Here is a 15,258-nt window from a genome sequence, read left to right as displayed (position 1 = left end):
GGCGGTCACCGGATATGTGTCCGGTGACCGCCCCTTCGTCTTCGTCGTCCGCCGGGGCTGTCGCTACTGCTACCGCTAATGCCCGTCGAGCTCCTTGGCGGCCTCGGTCAGGTCCTTCGCCGTGTCGATGGCCCGCCAGTACGCCCCGTGCGGCAACGGGTACCCGGCCAGCCTGCGCTCGCGAGCCAGCCGTGGGAACGTCGTCCGCTCGTGGTCGCCCCGGTCCGGCAGCAGCGTCGTGAACGTCGGTGAGAAGACGTACACACCGGCGTTGATCAGATACGGGGACGGCGGCGACTCGATGAAGTCGGTGATGTGCCCGAACGCGTCCGTCTCCACGGCACCCCACGGGATCCGGGGACGGGCCAGGGCCAGGGTGGCGGTGGCATCCCGCTCGGCGTGGAACGCGGCCATCTCGCGCAGCGAGAAGCGCGTCCAGATGTCGCCGTTGGTGGCGTACCAGGGCTGGCCCGGATCGGGCAGCCGGGCGGCGGCGTACTTCAGCCCGCCACCACGGCCCAGGGGCTCGGACTCCACGACGGTCGTCACGCGCAGCGGCAGCACCGCCGAGGCCAGCCACTCCTGCAGCACCTCGGCCAGATGACCGCACGACACCACGGCGTCGGTCACGCCCTCGGCGGCCAGCCACGAAAGCTGATGGCCGATGATCGGAGTCCCGGTGCCCGGGATCTCGACCATCGGCTTGGGGCGGTCGTCGGTGTATGGGCGCAGCCGCGACCCCTGGCCACCTGCCAGGACCACGGCCTGCGTCGGATACGTATGCATGCCAGGCACGATATGCCGTGCCCGGACCGGCCGGTCAGCTGAACTGGGCGACGCCCGAGGCGAACGACGTGTCGCAGACGGGACGCGAGAACCGGTGGGCGCGCGTCGGACCGTACTGCTCGACCGCCGCACGGCCCAGCGCCCTCGCGATCGACATGCAGTGCCGGGCGAGCGAGGGACGGGCCTCGACGGAACGCTGCAGGTCCGTCAGCGCGACACCCGGGTCCTTCGCCCGGAGCTCCAGCAGCAGCCGGTCCCGCAGGACGTCCTGCGGGGTGCGCTTGCCGGCGCGCTTCGATACGTCCTGAGCCGACGCGGCCAGGACCCGGGACTCGGAGTTGTGCGCTGCCCACGGCACGCTGGTGACGGCGAGGGTCCCGGAGAGGACCATCACGACGGGCAGTACGAAAGCGAGGGATCGGCCGATGCGGCGAGCGGTGTGGGTCACGCAGCGAGCGTAGCGGGCAGTGATGATGTGGCGACATTTCGTCACCCTTGAGGGGGATGGTTCGAGGGCGCTTTTCGAATCGCGTGTTGACGGACCACGATGAAATGCCCGGTGTGCCGGGGAATCCGGCGCCGTACGGATTCAAACCCGGACACGCCGTGCGGCGCGCGAACGGCCCCGCACGGAGAACGTGCGGGGCCGCTGGGGTGCGCGTGTTTGCGTGGTGCGGGACGTCAGTCGGTGAGACGGGCGCCCGTCGAGGTGGAGAAGACGTGCAGCTCGTCGGGGCGCGGCACGACGTGCAGCTCGGTGCCCTTCTCCGGAACGGCGCGGCCGCCGACGCGGACGACCAGGTCCTTGTCCTCGCCGCCGACCCGCGCGGAGCCGTAGACGAAACCGTCGGCGCCGAGCTCCTCGACGACGTTGACCGAGACGGCCAGACCGGCCGGGGCGTCGGCGCTGTCCTTCGAGAGGGACTTCGCGGCGGCGCCGCCGTGCTCGACGATGTCGAAGTGCTCGGGGCGGATGCCGACCGTGACAGTCGTGTCGCCCTTCTCCGCGGCGGCGGAGAGCGCCTCGCGGGAGACCGGGACGACACTGTTGCCGAACTTCACGCCACCGTCGGTGATCGGGACCTCGACCAGGTTCATGGCCGGAGAACCGATGAAGCCGGCCACGAAGAGGTTCGCCGGCTTGTCGTACATGTTGCGCGGCGAGTCGACCTGCTGGAGCAGACCGTCCTTGAGGACCGCGACGCGGTCACCCATGGTCAGGGCCTCGACCTGGTCGTGCGTGACGTACACGGTCGTGATGCCCAGACGGCGCTGGAGCGAGGCGATCTGCGTACGGGTGGAGACACGGAGCTTGGCGTCGAGGTTCGACAGCGGCTCGTCCATGAGGAAGACCTGCGGCTCACGCACGATGGCACGGCCCATCGCGACACGCTGACGCTGACCACCGGAGAGCGCCTTCGGCTTGCGGTCCAGGTACTCGGTGAGGTCCAGCATCTTGGCGGCCTCTTCGACCTTCGCCCGGATCTCCGTCTTGTTCACACCGGCGATCTTGAGCGCGAAGCCCATGTTGTCCGCGACGGTCATGTGCGGGTAGAGCGCGTAGTTCTGGAACACCATGGCGATGTCCCGGTCCTTCGGGGGCAGGTGCGTGACGTCGCGGTCACCGATGCGGATCGCGCCGCCGTTGACGTCCTCGAGACCCGCGAGCATGCGCAGGGAGGTCGACTTGCCACAACCGGAAGGACCGACCAGGACGAGGAACTCACCGTCCGCGATGTCGATCTCGAGCTGGTCCACGGCCGGCTTCGTGGAGCCGGGGTAGACACGGGACGCCTTGTCGAACGTGACACTGGCCATGCTGAATCTTCTCCTCCACCGGCAGGAACGTGCCGGACGATCCGAGTAAGGGAGTGGTCTGGTCCACTTGGGTGAATCCTCAGCGACGCTACCTGGCCATGTGAAATCTGTCAGTAGTTCGAGGGACGCGAAATTTGGGGACCGCACAGGGAGCGGTGTTGGTTACACTGCTCCGGCACGCCTCCTTAGCTCAGCTGGCCAGAGCAACGCACTTGTAATGCGTAGGTCGTCGGTTCGAATCCGACAGGGGGCTCGGAGAAACCCCAGGTCACATAGCCCGTGACCTGGGGTTTCTGCTGTTCCGTGGCTGGTGTGCCGGACGGCCGGGGCGCGGAGGGAGGGCCTGCGTGAACGGTGCGTGAGCGGAGCCGCTCAGGGACCCCTACTTCCTGGGCTTCCGGCGCTTGGCCTTCACGGCGTCCTTGGCCTGGGCTTTCGCCTTGTTGCTCGGCTTGCCGCCCTTGGCCCTGCCGGCGCTCTTGGCCGCAGCCTTCTTGGCCTTCTCCTTCTTCGCGGCCTTGAGTGCCGCCTTCTCGGCCTCGGCCTTGCGCTGGAGGGGGACGAGCTTCGCGGTGGCCTCGGCGGCGCTCCTGCCGACGTGGGGCAGGACGCTCTGGTGGATGTCCCGTGTGATCCGGGTGTCGCTGTGGCCGAGGGTGTCCGACACGATCTTGATGTCGATGCCGGCGGCGAGCATGAGGGTTGCCGCGCCGTGTCGGAGGTCGTGCAGTCGGATCGGCGGGAGGCCGGAAGCGGCGACGAGGCGCTCGAAGAGGTCGGTGACCTTGCCCGGGTGGAGCCAGGAGCCGTCTTCCTGGGTGAAGACGTGGCCGGTCTCGACCCAGGCCGTGCCCCACTTCTCGCGGTCTTGGCCCTGCCGTTCGCGGTAGCGCTTCAGGACGTCGACGGTGTCGTCGTCGAGTGCGACCACGCGGTAACCGCTGTCGGTCTTGGGATCAGACGCCTCGATTTCCCAGCCGTCCTGGACGAGTTGCGAGGAGACGGTGAGGGAGTGGGTGTCGAGGTTCGTCTCCGACCAGGGCTGGCCGCATGCCTCGCCCCGGCGCAGGCCGCGGAAGGCGATGAGGTGCCACATCGCGTACAGCCGGTCCTCGGCGACGAAGTCGAGGAAGGCGCCGGTCTGCTGGGGTGTCCAGACCATGACGGGCGACGGCTTCTCGCCCGTCTGCTCCCACTTGGTGACCCGTTCGTCGGTCCACACGAGTGCCTTCGGCTTGCGTACGGGGTCGATCTCGACGTGGGCGGCGGGGTTGAAGGTGATGATCTGCTGCCCGATCGCGTCGTTCAGCGATGCCCGGAGGGTGGCCTTTACGTGCTGGCGCGTGGCAGGCCCGGTGATGCGGCGGAAGGGCGGCATCTCGTCGATGGCGACCTTCATCGCCTTGCGTCGGGCTCTGTTCTCCGCGCCCTTCCACGGCACGGTCGCCATCTCGTCGAGCGCGGCTCGGCGCTGGGCGTTGTCCTCCAGGATCTGGGCGTTGGCGTCGCGGATGTCGGTGAACATCTCGCTGAGGTGGCTGACGCGCAGCCGGTCAAGGCGTCGGTTGCCGATGCGCGGCTTCAGGTGCATGCGGATGTCGGTCTCGTAGCGGTTGAGGCCGGACTTGCGTATGCGCTTGCCGGCCAGCCACCGGTCGAGCCACTCGGCGACGGTCAGGCTGCCGATGAGGTCCTGGCCGGCGTTGAGCCGCCGCCTCGTCTCCTCGACCTCGGGCAGAGGCGACCGTTCGCGGCTGACCTCGGCCAGCATCTCGGCGATGAGGTCGGTGCCCTCGGGGTCGTCCGACTCGGCCAGCCCCAGGAGGGCGCGTACGTGGTCGAGGTCGGCCTGGGCCGCCTTGAGGCTGCTGTACCCGCCCCGAGCGAAGGAGCGCCGGCTGCCGTCCTCGCGGGATGGCAGCTCCTGGCGTATGGAGTAGGTGCAGTGGTTCCTGCTGTTGCGCTTGGGGCAGGAGCTGCCGAGTTCCTTGCCGGTCTTGGGGTCGCGGCAGGAGCAGCGGCGATAGGTGGAGCCCTTCAAAGATCGTTCTCCTCGGTGGTATCGGGATCGCTCCCGGATGAGTCGATTGCGGCGGCCACGTCTGGCCACAGGAACGGGGGTGTGACGCCCTCTTCCTCGATGAAGGCGCGAACTCTGCGAAGGCGGCTTGCGGCGCCATCGGCTGCCTCGGCGGCACGCGCCTGGGAGCGGAGGGCCTCGGCCTTCCGGTCGGCGTTCGGGGCGGTCTGGGCGAGGTAGCGGGCGTACTCCTCATCGCGTCGCGCGTTTTGCAGCCGCTCCTGGGCAGCGTGGTGGGCCCGGAAGTAACGGAGCATGTCGTCGTTCGCGCCGAGTTCGGTCTCCTCCCCGGTGAACCAGCGCAGGGCGTTCAGGGGGGAGGCGGAGTCCTGGAGCGGGAGCCGCTGCACGTCGTCGACGTAGCCGACGGGATAGATAAGGCAGATAGGAGGGGTGTTCAGCGCCTGGGCCAGGACCATGACGTCGACCAGGGGCAGGTTGGAGCGGCGCCTGGACTCCATGTTGGCGATGACGTTGCGGGGGATCGGGTGACCCATCTCCTCGCACTTGTCGGCCAAGTCCTGTGCGCTCCAACCCAGTTCCCTCCGTCGTCTGCGGACCTCGGCAGCCACGGTGGCCATGACCTGGTCCACCCACTCAAGGACGTCGTCCTCGTCGTCGGCCTTCTTTGATCCATGCTCGCTACGGCGTTGTGTCATGTGGACACATTAGCTCGCTTAGCGTTGATTCCAAGACCTGGAGACGGGCGCGACGGTCGCGTTCGCCGTGGGCTCAGTCATGGATGGAGCGCGCATGCGCGAGAACGAAGAGGCCAGCCGAGCGAAGGGGATGAGTCGTGAGGAGCTTCTGGAGCTTCCTGCGGCCGTTGACCTGGAGACAGGCAACCGGGCGTTGGGGCTTGGGCGGAGCAAGGGGTACGAGCTCGCCAAGCGTGGCCAGTACCCCTGCAAGGTGCTCAGGCTCGGCAACGCCTACCGGGTGGTGACCGCAGACCTGTTGGCCCTGCTGGGGCTGGCGGCGTGAAGTGTGTGATGCATAGCAGGCGCTTCTGCGCTGAGCTGACACAGAAACGCTGGACTGTGGCGCGGCGTGGACGTACTGTCCGTGGTCGCTCGCGGTGCCGACAAGCCCACGAGAAGAGGGAGAGCCTCCGGCGGTGCAACGCCGGAGGCCCCAGGACTCCCCACCAATCCCATGAGAACCGACCCGGCGGCAGGGGCGTGCAAGCCCGACACCGCCAGACGAGGAGCCGCCAGGTGCAACCCGAGAACCCCAAGCCCTATTCCGTCCCCGTGCGAGCAGCCTGGCCCGCCACGGCCATCCCTGGCCAGCCCGGCGCCCACTTGCACCCCACTCAGGCGGACGGTGCCACGGCGGACCTGATCGACGGTACGGCCGACGGCAGTGCCAGCGAGGCGGACCCGGCGAGCGGGCTGGAGGCCATCCCCGACGCGGAACCGACACCGGGCTCGAAGCTGCTGGACGAACTGCGTTCCCAGATAGCCCAGTTCGTGATCCCTCCCTCATCCGAGGCGCTGGACGCGATCACCCTGTGGGTGGTGGCAACGCATCTCCAGCCTGCGTGGCAGCACGCGCCACGGCTGGCGGTGGTGGGGCCGGCGAAGCGCTGCGGCAAGTCGCGGCTGCTGGACGTGCTGACCGAGACGGTCTACGAGCCGATGCTCACCATCAACACCACACCAGCGGCCATCTTCCGCTCGATCAACGAGGAAGAGCCGCCGACGCTGCTGGTGGACGAGGCCGACACCATCTTCGGCCCCAAGGTCGCGGAGAAGAACGAGGAGACACGCGGCCTTCTCAACGCAGGTCATCAGCGTGGCCGGTACGTCACCCGGGTCGTCGGCAACGACCACACCCCGCACAAGTTCGCCACCTTCGCCATGGCGGCTATCGCGGGCATCGGGGACCTCCCGGACACGGTCATGGACCGGTCGGTCGTCATCCGCATGCGCCGGAGGGCTGAGGGCGAGAAGGTCAAACCCTTCCGCTCACGGCGCGACATCCCGGCCCTGCACGAGCTGCGCGACCGCATCCGCAGCTGGGCCCGCCCGCTGCTGGAGGATGCCGCGAACCTGGAGCCGGGCATGCCGGTCGAGGACCGTGCTGCCGATACGTGGGAGCCTCTGATAACTGTCGCCGATCTGGCGGGCGGTCGCTGGCCCCGGCTGGCGCGGATGGCGTGCGCACGGATGGTCGCCGCCGAAGTGGCGGCCGAGGAGGACCACCCCAGTGGGGCGCGCATCCTCGCCGATATCCGGCGGGTCTTCTTCGCCCAGAGGGAGGCGGACAGCCTCTCCACCGAGGATCTGCTGCACTACCTGAACGCGGATGCCGAAGCCCCGTGGGGCGAGCGGGGGCGCTACGGCCTGACTTCCCGGGAACTCAGCGGGATGTTGCGCGACTACGACATCCGGCCAGGCAACGTGCGCATGGCCGACCGGTCGCAGCGCAAGGGCTATACGCGCAACAAGTTCCTCGAAGCCTGGCGGCGGTACTGCCCCACCGTCCACCCGGTCGACGCCCCTCGCGGCGCAGGCTGAACCCCACCCTCCCTGGTTGCCGTACTTGCCGTCCCTGCCGTGATCTCGCAGGTCAGGGCACACACCGGCAAGACGGCAGCCGAGGTCAAGACGGCAACGCAGGCGTCCCCGTGCTGGCAGCCCGCCAGGGGACACCGCCCTGATCCGTCTTGCCCCGGCCCTGGCGTCCTTGCCGTATCGCCGCTGGTCGCAGTCCTGCTCGCCGGGACGGCTGCCGCAACGCAGCCGTCCCGGCAGGCGCGAGCCGCCCCCGGGTAGAGCCCGGATCGGAAGCCGCCACTTCCCTGTCCCGAGTCGGGACAAGACGCTGGCGCTGCCTGCCGAGACGGCACGTCCGGAGCGCTGCCGTCCCGCGCTGACCTGCACGTGCAACGGCCGAGACGGCAAAGACGCCCCACACCACTACCCCCAGGAGCTTCCCGCTTGACCGCCCCGCACCTCACCACGCCATCACCTCAGTCACGAGGCGACGCCCGCACCCAAGGGCAGCCGAAGAAGCGTGCTGACGCCGAACAGCTCGTGCTCGGCGCGGCCGGCATCGTCATCGTCGCCCTGACAGTCGGAGCGTTCTGGCTCTCCTACGCGCACCTCGCCGACGTCGCCGGCCAGCACGGGCTCGGCGCATCTCCCACCGGTGGGCCTGGCCCGCCACCCTGGACGCGTTCATCGTCGCGGGCGAACTGCTCATGCTGCGCGCGGCACTGCGCCGCGTCACCGACCCCTGGGCGATCGCCGTGACCGCTGCCGGATCGGTCGGCTCCATCGCGTTGAACGTCGCCGGGGTCAGCGGTACCGGACACGCGGGCGCCGTACCGTTCCTCGACTATGTAGTCGCAGCCGTTCCTCCGGCCGCCGCGATGGTCGCCTTCGGCGTCCTGATGCGACAGATCCACCAACTCGTCGCACCGTCCGACGACGCTCCGGACATCGGTTCCGTACAGGCGCAGGAACGGTCGGGCGGCGACGTCAGCCACAGCCATCGGCCGGATTCCGCTCCCGACGATGCGCAAGCCCCGAGTAACGAGCGGACGGAACCTGCGTCCCAGACATCGGACAGCAAACCGAGCGGTGGCCGGCCGCCGAAGGCGACCATCGCGGAGCTAACGGATATCGGCCGGGCGACCGGTCATCAGCACGGCAAACTCACGCGCGGCCTGCTCCGAGCGGCTGTGAAGGACCGAGACCTGGCGATCGGCAGTGACCGGCAGACCGAGGTGATGGAGCTGCTTCGGCCGGAACTCGAAGCCGTCGGTATCGAGGTATCCAGGCGCTGACGCCGGGCCTGCTCGGGTGACCGGAACCCATCAGGTCACCCGAGCATCGGCCAACCGGCCCGCAGATTTCCACACCTGTGGACAACGCGATGGCCGTGCCGCGCAGACATCCCCGCCCCCGCTCGCCCAGCCGCACCTGGAGCAGCTTCCTTGACGCACAACCAGCACCTGCCCGACGACACCCACGCTGAGTCGTCTGCGTCACCGCAGTCCCCTACGCTGCTCGCACGTCTGCGGCGGGCGTTCGGACGGACGGCTCCTGGCGGAGCCAGTAGTACCCCGAGTCCGACTCATGGCCGGTCTTCGGGGGTCTCCGCCCCAGGGGTGGCGGAGACGGCCCAGCGCCAGGGGGCGCCGAACCGGGAGGCCGGGGCCGAGGGCGGCCCCGACCAGGACGAGCTCCGTACCGTCCAGCAGCAGATCCTCCACCCCACGCCCACCGCCGAGCCGACGGCCGGCGAGCGAGGCGTGCAGAGCATCCAGCCGGCGATCCGCCGCTTCACCGGCACCAAGCGAACCGTCCGCGTCGGCCCGCTGCGCTTCACCGCCGACGAGCACGCCGCCCTCCAGGAGGCCGCCGCCGAGCACGGGTACAAGGGCGAATCCGGCTTCGCCGCCGACATCGTCCTGGCCTTCATCGACGGCCGCTTCACCGCGAACCTGCCTTTGTCCGAGGACCGCCGCCGCACCCACATGTTCCGCGCCCAGGTCCTGCGCGCCCTCAACCGCACCGGCGTCAACGTCAACCAGATCGCCCGCGCACTCAACAGCGACTACACCCCGCCCGACATCCGCCAGCGCCTTGACGAACTCCACCACCTGCTCACCCTGATCGCCGAAGCCGTACGCCGGCCCACTGACCCGACGGAGGTCTGACCGGATGATCGCCGCCATCAAACCGGCAGGATCCAACACCCGCGGTCTGCTCGCCTACCTCTACGGCCCCGGCCGATACGACGAACACCTCGACCCACACCTAGTGACCGGCTTCGCCATGCTCGGCATGCCCGACCCTGGACGCGACGAGAACGCCACCCTGACCGAACTCGGCCACCACCTCGACGAGCCCGTTCACCTTCGGAACAGCGAGTTCGGCAAGCCCGTCACCGACCACGTCTGGCACTGCCCCGTCCGCGCTGCTCCCGAAGACCGCCATCTCTCCGACACCGAGTGGGGCGAGATCGCCCAGCGCATCGTCCAGGCCGCAGGCATCTCCCCTGACGGCGACGACCTGGCCTGCCGCTGGATCGCCGTACGCCACGCCGACGACCACATCCACATCCTCGCCACCACCGTCCGCGAAGACGGCCGCCGCCCCAAACTCCACGACAGCGGCATCCGCGTCGGCGACGAGTGCCGTCAGATAGAGAAGGACTACGGGCTGCGCCGCCTACGGAAGGGCGACCGCACCGCCGAGCGTCGCCCCACCCAGGCCGAGATGCACAAGTCCGAGCGCCTCGGCTGGGAGCAGACCAGCCGCCAGTGGCTCCAGGACCGTATCCGCGCCGCTATTCCGCACGCCACCAGTGCCGAGGAACTCCTTGCCTACCTCGAAGCCGACGACATCCTGGTCAAGCCCCGCCGCGGTCCCTCCGGAGACCTCCTCGGCTACGCCGTCGGCCGGCCCGGCGACCTGAACAAGGACGGCGAGCAGATCTACCACCCCGGCGGGAAGATCGCCCCCGACCTCACCCTGCCCAAACTCAAGGCCCGCCTTGAGAACGGCGCGCCCGAGGAACACCCCACAGCCCGCCGCGACCGACCCACCACTCCCTGGCATCAGGCCACCGAAGCCCTCGACACCCTCCGCCCAGAGACCACCACCACGAGCGCCGACGAGGACGCACGGACACAGGCGAACATCAGCGCTCTGGGCGAACTGATCGAAGCCACCGCCCAAGCAGCGCCCGCCGACCATCGCGCTCAACTGCGCTCAGCCAGTGCGGCATTCTCCCGGGCACAGCGGTCGCGGGTCCGGGCCGAGGGCCGTGCCGCCCACGCCCTGCGGACCGCGGCCCGAGACATCGCACACACCGCCTCCGGCCCCGACGGCAGCGCCCTCGCAGCCCTGACCGCCGCACTTCTCTGGGCCGCCATCCTCGCTGCACGCTGGCACGAGGCCAAGGGCCACGCCCACCAGGCCGACGCTGCCCGCCAAGCCGTCCAGCACCTCCAGTCGGCAGCCGACGCCGCGCTCGCTCCGACGCTCACCGAACTTGAAGCCCGGCGCCCTGGTGAAGGGACCCGCCGCACTCTTGCCGACGACGTACGCGCAGCCGTCCCCGAACATGCCGAGCGGATCCTCGCCGACCCGGGCTGGCCCGGGCTCGCCACCGTCCTCGCCGACGCCGAAGCCAGCGGTCACAAACCTCACCAGCTCCTCAAGGAAGCGGCCGCCCGCCGAGAGCTCAGCACAGCCCGCCAACCGGCCCGCGTCCTGATCACCCGCATCCAGCACACCAGCCGCAACCCCGCGTCCAATCGGCGTGCCGAGGCAGCCCGGCTGCGAAGCATCAGTGCATCGGCCTTGGGCGCCCCTTCCCCCGCCGCCCAGCCGAGGACAACCGCAGCGCCCACGAGCCAGCCGAGCCGCCACCGACGCTGACCCGGTAGGAGTGCCAGATCCCCAGAGACCCGCCAGCAGCGTCGGCGAGGGTCTCCTCAGGACGCCCGTGAGCCCCGGAAGCGTGGATCCGCGTCGGAGGGGCGCCTGCGCACCAATGGCTGGGCCGGGCACCACGCATGGTGACCGGCCCAACCGTTGATACGCCCACTGTCCGTTCTCGGCCTCACTCCCGCCGGAACATGCTGCCCCGCGCGCGATGCCTTCCAACGCGGCGTCCCTCAGGCTGCTCGCTCGTAGAAGCCTTGCTAACAGGCGCCCGGCGAGTCGGTTCATCGTGAAGGAGAAGAGACTGCCAGACCTGCTCCTGCAAGGCGCGGATGCACGGGCCGCAGGCGAACATCGCCGCCTGGGCACCCGCCACACTCACGGGGCCGATCCATAGAACACGGGTCCATCGCTGGCCGCAGTAGAGCCAGCAGACGCCGTCAGTCCATGTATTGCCGTCGTCAGTGTCTGCCACGGCGGGCAGGCCGCCGCGGGCGAACTCGGCGATGCCGGGGATGACCCGAGGTGTCACGGCCAGTTCTATAGACACAGCTCGGTCCCCAAGATCACTCGCTCGGGACAGCTGCCCTGGCCGAAGCCTGCTTGTCGGCGTCGGCGAAGAGGAGCGTGGGCTCGGCCAAAATGTCCCTGCCGGCCTCGCTCTTGTAGATCTCGTCGACGCTGCCGAACCGTGCCTCGGTGTAGTCGAGGTCGAGCAGGGCGGCTGCCTGGCGGACCGATGCCTCGTCGGGTCCCTCGATCTCGACGAAAGTGGGGAGGTCCGGCCAGGTGTCGAAGTCGAAGGCGACTTCGCCCAGGCGCCACTCCTCCCGGTAGTTCTCCTGGTAGCGCACCTCGCGCAGGCCGACGTTGCGGAGGATCTCGGCCATGGCGTGCAGGTCCGACACCTCGGTCTCGATCTCGGTGGTGCCGTCGATCGTCGTGGAGTCGGTGACCTGCTTCAGCGTGAGCGTGGAGCGGGTGGCCTCGTCCCTCAGGCGGACCCAGGCACCGCCTTCGAGGGCGTCGTTCTCGAAGATCTTCCGGGTGAGGAGGGTGCGCGGAAACGCCTGGACGGCTCCGAGTGCCGTCAGTTTGGCCTGGAGGCCGTCGACGTCGACGGCGAGGAACTTGGCTTCGTACTCGTGCTTCATAGGTCCTTCTTCCCGTAGCTCTGGGAGGGGGTGGAGGCACGGGCGGCGAGGAGAAGGCCCATGCGGTGGTTGTGGTCCTGCAGCTGTCCGACGTGCGCCTGCTCCGTGAACTCGTTGGTCCGGAGGGTGAGCAGGACGTGCCAGTCCCCGATGAAGTAACGCCGGAGCTTCTCGGGGGATGTGTAGTGCTCCAGCACGTGGTGGCGTTGCGTGATGGGCATCATGAACTCCGCGCCGAACAGACCGCCGGGCCGGACCAGGCGCTGCATGCGGTCGACGAACTCGCCCAACGGCCGGTGGTGGTTGGCACTGTAATGCCACGAGCAGCTCGTCCAGACAGCGTCACAGGGAGCAGCATCGGGCTCGGAGGCGAGGAAGTCCTCCTCCACGACTCGGACGCGGTCGTGAAGCCCTTCCTGTTTCAGGCGCTCGATCACGCCCATCGCGTGACCGGTTTTGCCACCCGGAAGTTGGACCTCGCCGCCGTGGAGGGCGAGCGGGTCGCGCTCGATGGCGATGACGCGGTAGCCGGCCGCCGCCAGTGGAACGACGAGTCTGCCGTCGCTCGCGCCGATGACCGTCACGGTGGAGTCAGGCTCCGTACGCTCCTTCAGCGCGGCGAGGAACTGAGGGAAGAAGGTGAGGGTGTGCCGCCACATGCTGGGTGTCTGCACTGGCTTGCTCTCCTTGCGAGTTGGCGCTCAGGACGGCTTGGAGTACCTCGTCCGGGTTGTGTCCGGTGGTGTCCACTCGGTGCATCGGGAACGAGGCGTAGGCGTCGGTGATCTTGTCTGCGGTGATCTCGGCGAGGGCGTCCCATCGTGAGACGGGCTTCTCGCGTCTGGCGAGTCGGCGCTGACGCTCGTCCTCCGCGCAGACGAGGTAGTAAGTGACGGGACGCGGGAGGCCGGACGGCAGGGATACGGAGAGGTTGGCTCCGAAAGCGCGGTGGTTGGCCAGGCAGCGTGCGAAGTAGCTTTCGACGACGACCGGGGTGCCGACGGTCAGGTACCGCTGGATCTGATCGGCTGCGGTGAACAGGGCCGAGAGGTAGAAGCACATGCGGGCTTCCACATTTCCCAGCCGGTCGACCTCCTGCCGCAGTACCTGATAGGTGGGCGGCACGGTCGGGACCAGCACCGCGCCACGGGTGGCCGCGAGCCTGGGGGCGAGCGTCGATTTGCCGGTGCCGCGGAGACCTTCAACGCTCTCGAACGACGCCGGGTCAGACACGTCCGTACACCACGTCCGGTACCGCGAGGGTGAGTTCGTCGGTGGCGGAAGGCCGGTGGTCGATATGGTCGGCGAGCTTGTCGTACCAGAAGGCGTGCGAGTCCTTACCGACAGCCTTGCAGGACATGGTGAGCGCGCCGCGCGGGTCAGCCTCGATCCGCTCGATCTCCACAGGGCCCCCGGCAGGGAGACAGGCGTCCGACGCACCGAGCTCGGACAGGTCCTCGTCGAGGATCACCTCGATGTCCAACTCAGCCGAGGCCAGGCACTCCCGCAGACGGGTGTAGGCCGTGACGTCGTTGACGAGGAGCTCGGGGTGATCGGCTGCGTTGCCGACCGGCCGGAGGCAGTGGAGTTTCAGCTGCTCCACCCCGTAGTGCTGCAATGTGCGGGCGAGCGGCAGGACCTCGTCGATGTTGCGTGAGGTGACCGTCATGGTCGCGCCGGCGCGGACGCCGAGTTGCTGGGCGATTTCGAGGGCGCTCAGGGCGCTCCGGTAGCTCCCGAACTTGCGGATCTTGTCGTTGGTCGTGCCGATGCCCTCCAGCGATACCCGGAGCAGGTCCAGGTCGGGGGCGATCTCGGTCAGCCGGCGCTCGATCCGGTAGCCGTTGGTGCAGATCTCGACCTGCATGCCCAGGTCCCGCTTGGCGTACCGGACGACCTGGGCGAGGTCTCGGTAGACGAACGGCTCGCCGCCCAGCAGGGTGACGGCCGCGGTGCCGTACTCGTCGCGCATCAGCGTGAGGAGGTTGACCGCCTCGTCCGTGGTGAAGGCGTCGGCGTGCTGGAGCCGTTGGCCGTGGAAGCAGTGCAGGCATTCGAAGTTGCAGCGGTAGAGCAACTGCAGGTACAGCATCCGGATCCTGCGGATCCCGGTGACTTCGCTGATCACGAGGGTCTCCTTCGGGGCGCTTGCCTGGTGGGAGACCTGATATTGGCGGGACAGGTACGGACCTCGTCACCGCGTATCGGGACGCTCCGAGGACGTCCTGGGACGTTTTCAGCGTGCGGAGAGCGCCTCCAGAATCCCGAGCACATGGCCGGTGTCCGTCAGATCGGGCAGGACCGTACGGGCACCGGCGTCTGCCAGCTCTTCGGTGCTGTGGACGCCGGAGGCGACCGCGATGATCTCGGAGCCCGTGGAGAGTGCGGCCTCCACGTCCCTCGGGGTGTCTCCGACCAGTACGACGGGCACGCCATCCGGGGCGCCCCGCAGCCGCTGGGCACGCTCCCGGGCGACAGCGACCAGGTCGGGGCGCTGAAGGGCATCGGCCCCGTAGGCGCCAACTGGCAGGTCGAGGAGGGGATCAAGGCCGAAGGCGGCGACCTTCACGCGGGCGTTGTCCGCGATATTGCCGGTGAGTACCGACGACACCCAACTACTGCGCACGGATACCTCCTTCAGGACTGCCCGCACGCCGGGCAGGGCCGTTCCTCGCAGGCTGAGGGCGTGGAGACGTGCCTCCCCTGCGTCGGCAAGTGCCTTCTCGACAGCGGTCCAGTTCGGCTCGGACATGCCGTTCCGCTGGAACATGTCGCGCATGATCAGCCGGTCAGTACGCCCTTCCGTTCGCGCCGGCCCCGCGGGCGCCCTTCCCGCCAGGGCTGTGAAGGCGGCGGCGTAGATCTCCTTGCTGACCCCGGCGTTCTCGATGAGGGTGTGGTCGATGTCCCACAGGACGATGAGCTCCATGCATCCAGCGTAAATACAGCGGTCAGGGCCCCCTCCTTCTGCGGAACGTCCCGAAACGTCCTTGCCGCTCCTGACCGTCTCGGC

15 protein-coding genes, 1 tRNA gene and 1 pseudogene are annotated in these 15,258 nt (G+C 68.8%); 6 read left to right on the top strand and 11 right to left on the bottom strand.

Annotation, left to right across the window (positions count from 1 at the left end):
• Positions 1-75: 75 nt before the first annotated feature.
• The 3 genes from ACFU8Q_RS04820 to ACFU8Q_RS04810 all read right to left on the bottom strand — a co-directional run bounded on the left by ACFU8Q_RS04820 (position 76) and on the right by ACFU8Q_RS04810 (position 2,604).
• On the bottom strand, positions 76-786 hold the full coding sequence (locus ACFU8Q_RS04820) for an NDP-sugar synthase (RefSeq protein ID WP_384447775.1): 711 nt from the start codon (positions 784-786) through the stop codon (positions 76-78).
• Positions 787-820: 34 nt separating this feature from the next.
• Entirely contained in the window at positions 821-1,234 is a 414-nt protein-coding gene (locus ACFU8Q_RS04815; RefSeq protein WP_384447772.1) for a hypothetical protein, read from the bottom strand.
• A gap of 233 nt (positions 1,235-1,467) precedes the next feature.
• A complete protein-coding gene (locus tag ACFU8Q_RS04810; RefSeq protein WP_384447770.1) occupies positions 1,468-2,604 on the bottom strand; it encodes an ABC transporter ATP-binding protein in 1,137 nt (378 codons plus the stop codon).
• Positions 2,605-2,783: 179 nt separating this feature from the next.
• Between ACFU8Q_RS04810 and ACFU8Q_RS04805 the strand changes: the two genes are divergently transcribed.
• Positions 2,784-2,857 (top strand) — tRNA-Thr (locus ACFU8Q_RS04805).
• 129 nt (positions 2,858-2,986) lie between these two features.
• On the opposite strand, the gene ACFU8Q_RS04800 is transcribed toward ACFU8Q_RS04805, so the two are convergent.
• Positions 2,987-4,645, bottom strand: a complete 1,659-nt coding sequence (locus ACFU8Q_RS04800) for a tyrosine-type recombinase/integrase (RefSeq protein WP_384447767.1) — start codon at positions 4,643-4,645, stop codon at positions 2,987-2,989.
• On the bottom strand, positions 4,642-5,343 hold the full coding sequence (locus ACFU8Q_RS04795) for a transcriptional regulator (RefSeq protein WP_384447765.1): 702 nt from the start codon (positions 5,341-5,343) through the stop codon (positions 4,642-4,644). The genes ACFU8Q_RS04800 and ACFU8Q_RS04795 overlap by 4 nt, the downstream gene beginning before the upstream one ends.
• 94 nt (positions 5,344-5,437) lie before the next feature.
• On the opposite strand from ACFU8Q_RS04795, the gene ACFU8Q_RS04790 reads away from it, so the two are divergent.
• Positions 5,438-5,668, top strand: coding sequence for a hypothetical protein (locus ACFU8Q_RS04790; protein ID WP_384447762.1), 231 nt, complete (start codon positions 5,438-5,440; stop codon positions 5,666-5,668).
• A 233-nt stretch (positions 5,669-5,901) separates the two neighbouring features.
• Entirely contained in the window at positions 5,902-7,206 is a 1,305-nt protein-coding gene (locus tag ACFU8Q_RS04785; protein ID WP_384447759.1) for a DUF3631 domain-containing protein, read from the top strand.
• Positions 7,207-7,665: 459 nt separating this feature from the next.
• Here ACFU8Q_RS04785 and ACFU8Q_RS04780 read toward each other — a convergent pair whose 3' ends face one another.
• Positions 7,666-7,818 (bottom strand): hypothetical protein, encoded by a 153-nt coding sequence (locus tag ACFU8Q_RS04780; protein ID WP_384447780.1) that lies wholly within the window; start codon positions 7,816-7,818, stop codon positions 7,666-7,668.
• Between ACFU8Q_RS04780 and ACFU8Q_RS04775 the strand changes: the two are divergent.
• The 3 genes and pseudogenes from ACFU8Q_RS04775 (at position 7,750) to ACFU8Q_RS04765 (ending at position 11,085) form a co-directional block, all read left to right on the top strand.
• Positions 7,750-8,480 (top strand): annotated as a pseudogene (locus tag ACFU8Q_RS04775) (DUF2637 domain-containing protein). The gene ACFU8Q_RS04780 and the pseudogene ACFU8Q_RS04775 sit on opposite strands and share 69 nt — an antisense overlap.
• Positions 8,481-8,804: 324 nt before the next feature.
• The gene (gene mobC / locus ACFU8Q_RS04770) at positions 8,805-9,356 is read left to right on the top strand and encodes a plasmid mobilization relaxosome protein MobC (RefSeq protein ID WP_383759190.1); all 552 of its coding nucleotides are present in this window, start codon (positions 8,805-8,807) and stop codon (positions 9,354-9,356) included.
• A gap of 4 nt (positions 9,357-9,360) precedes the next feature.
• A complete protein-coding gene (locus tag ACFU8Q_RS04765; protein ID WP_384447756.1) occupies positions 9,361-11,085 on the top strand; it encodes a relaxase/mobilization nuclease domain-containing protein in 1,725 nt (574 codons plus the stop codon).
• Between the two features lie 572 nt (positions 11,086-11,657).
• On the opposite strand, the gene ACFU8Q_RS04760 is transcribed toward ACFU8Q_RS04765, so the two are convergent.
• The 5 genes from ACFU8Q_RS04760 to ACFU8Q_RS04740 all read right to left on the bottom strand — a co-directional run bounded on the left by ACFU8Q_RS04760 (position 11,658) and on the right by ACFU8Q_RS04740 (position 15,174).
• Complete coding sequence (locus ACFU8Q_RS04760) at positions 11,658-12,245, bottom strand: CYTH domain-containing protein (protein WP_353786714.1); 588 nt, start codon at positions 12,243-12,245, stop codon at positions 11,658-11,660.
• Complete coding sequence (locus ACFU8Q_RS04755) at positions 12,242-12,919, bottom strand: class I SAM-dependent methyltransferase (RefSeq protein ID WP_384447754.1); 678 nt, start codon at positions 12,917-12,919, stop codon at positions 12,242-12,244. The genes ACFU8Q_RS04760 and ACFU8Q_RS04755 overlap by 4 nt, the downstream gene beginning before the upstream one ends.
• A complete protein-coding gene (locus ACFU8Q_RS04750; RefSeq protein WP_384447752.1) occupies positions 12,837-13,478 on the bottom strand; it encodes a hypothetical protein in 642 nt (213 codons plus the stop codon). The genes ACFU8Q_RS04755 and ACFU8Q_RS04750 overlap by 83 nt, the downstream gene beginning before the upstream one ends.
• On the bottom strand, positions 13,471-14,373 hold the full coding sequence (locus tag ACFU8Q_RS04745) for a radical SAM protein (RefSeq protein ID WP_384447749.1): 903 nt from the start codon (positions 14,371-14,373) through the stop codon (positions 13,471-13,473). Before ACFU8Q_RS04745 ends, ACFU8Q_RS04750 begins: the two co-directional genes overlap by 8 nt.
• 108 nt (positions 14,374-14,481) lie before the next feature.
• Entirely contained in the window at positions 14,482-15,174 is a 693-nt protein-coding gene (locus ACFU8Q_RS04740) for a haloacid dehalogenase-like hydrolase (protein ID WP_384447746.1), read from the bottom strand.
• Between the last annotated feature and the right edge of the window lie 84 nt (positions 15,175-15,258).

The sequence above is a fragment of the Streptomyces sp. NPDC057543 genome (assembly GCF_042801895.1).
Taxonomy (GTDB): Bacteria; Actinomycetota; Actinomycetes; order Streptomycetales; family Streptomycetaceae; genus Streptomyces.
This window is presented reverse-complemented; position numbering and strand designations above follow the sequence as displayed.

Coding starts and splice junctions, on each gene's coding strand:
- ACFU8Q_RS04820 (WP_384447775.1), bottom strand. CDS start 786: ATGCATACGTATCCGACGCAGGCCGTGGTCCTGGCAGGTGGCCAGGGG.
- ACFU8Q_RS04810 (WP_384447770.1), bottom strand. CDS start 2,604: ATGGCCAGTGTCACGTTCGACAAGGCGTCCCGTGTCTACCCCGGCTCC.
- ACFU8Q_RS04795 (WP_384447765.1), bottom strand. CDS start 5,343: ATGACACAACGCCGTAGCGAGCATGGATCAAAGAAGGCCGACGACGAG.
- ACFU8Q_RS04790 (WP_384447762.1), top strand. CDS start 5,438: ATGCGCGAGAACGAAGAGGCCAGCCGAGCGAAGGGGATGAGTCGTGAG.
- ACFU8Q_RS04765 (WP_384447756.1), top strand. CDS start 9,361: ATGATCGCCGCCATCAAACCGGCAGGATCCAACACCCGCGGTCTGCTC.
- ACFU8Q_RS04760 (WP_353786714.1), bottom strand. CDS start 12,245: ATGAAGCACGAGTACGAAGCCAAGTTCCTCGCCGTCGACGTCGACGGC.
- ACFU8Q_RS04740 (WP_384447746.1), bottom strand. CDS start 15,174: ATGGAGCTCATCGTCCTGTGGGACATCGACCACACCCTCATCGAGAAC.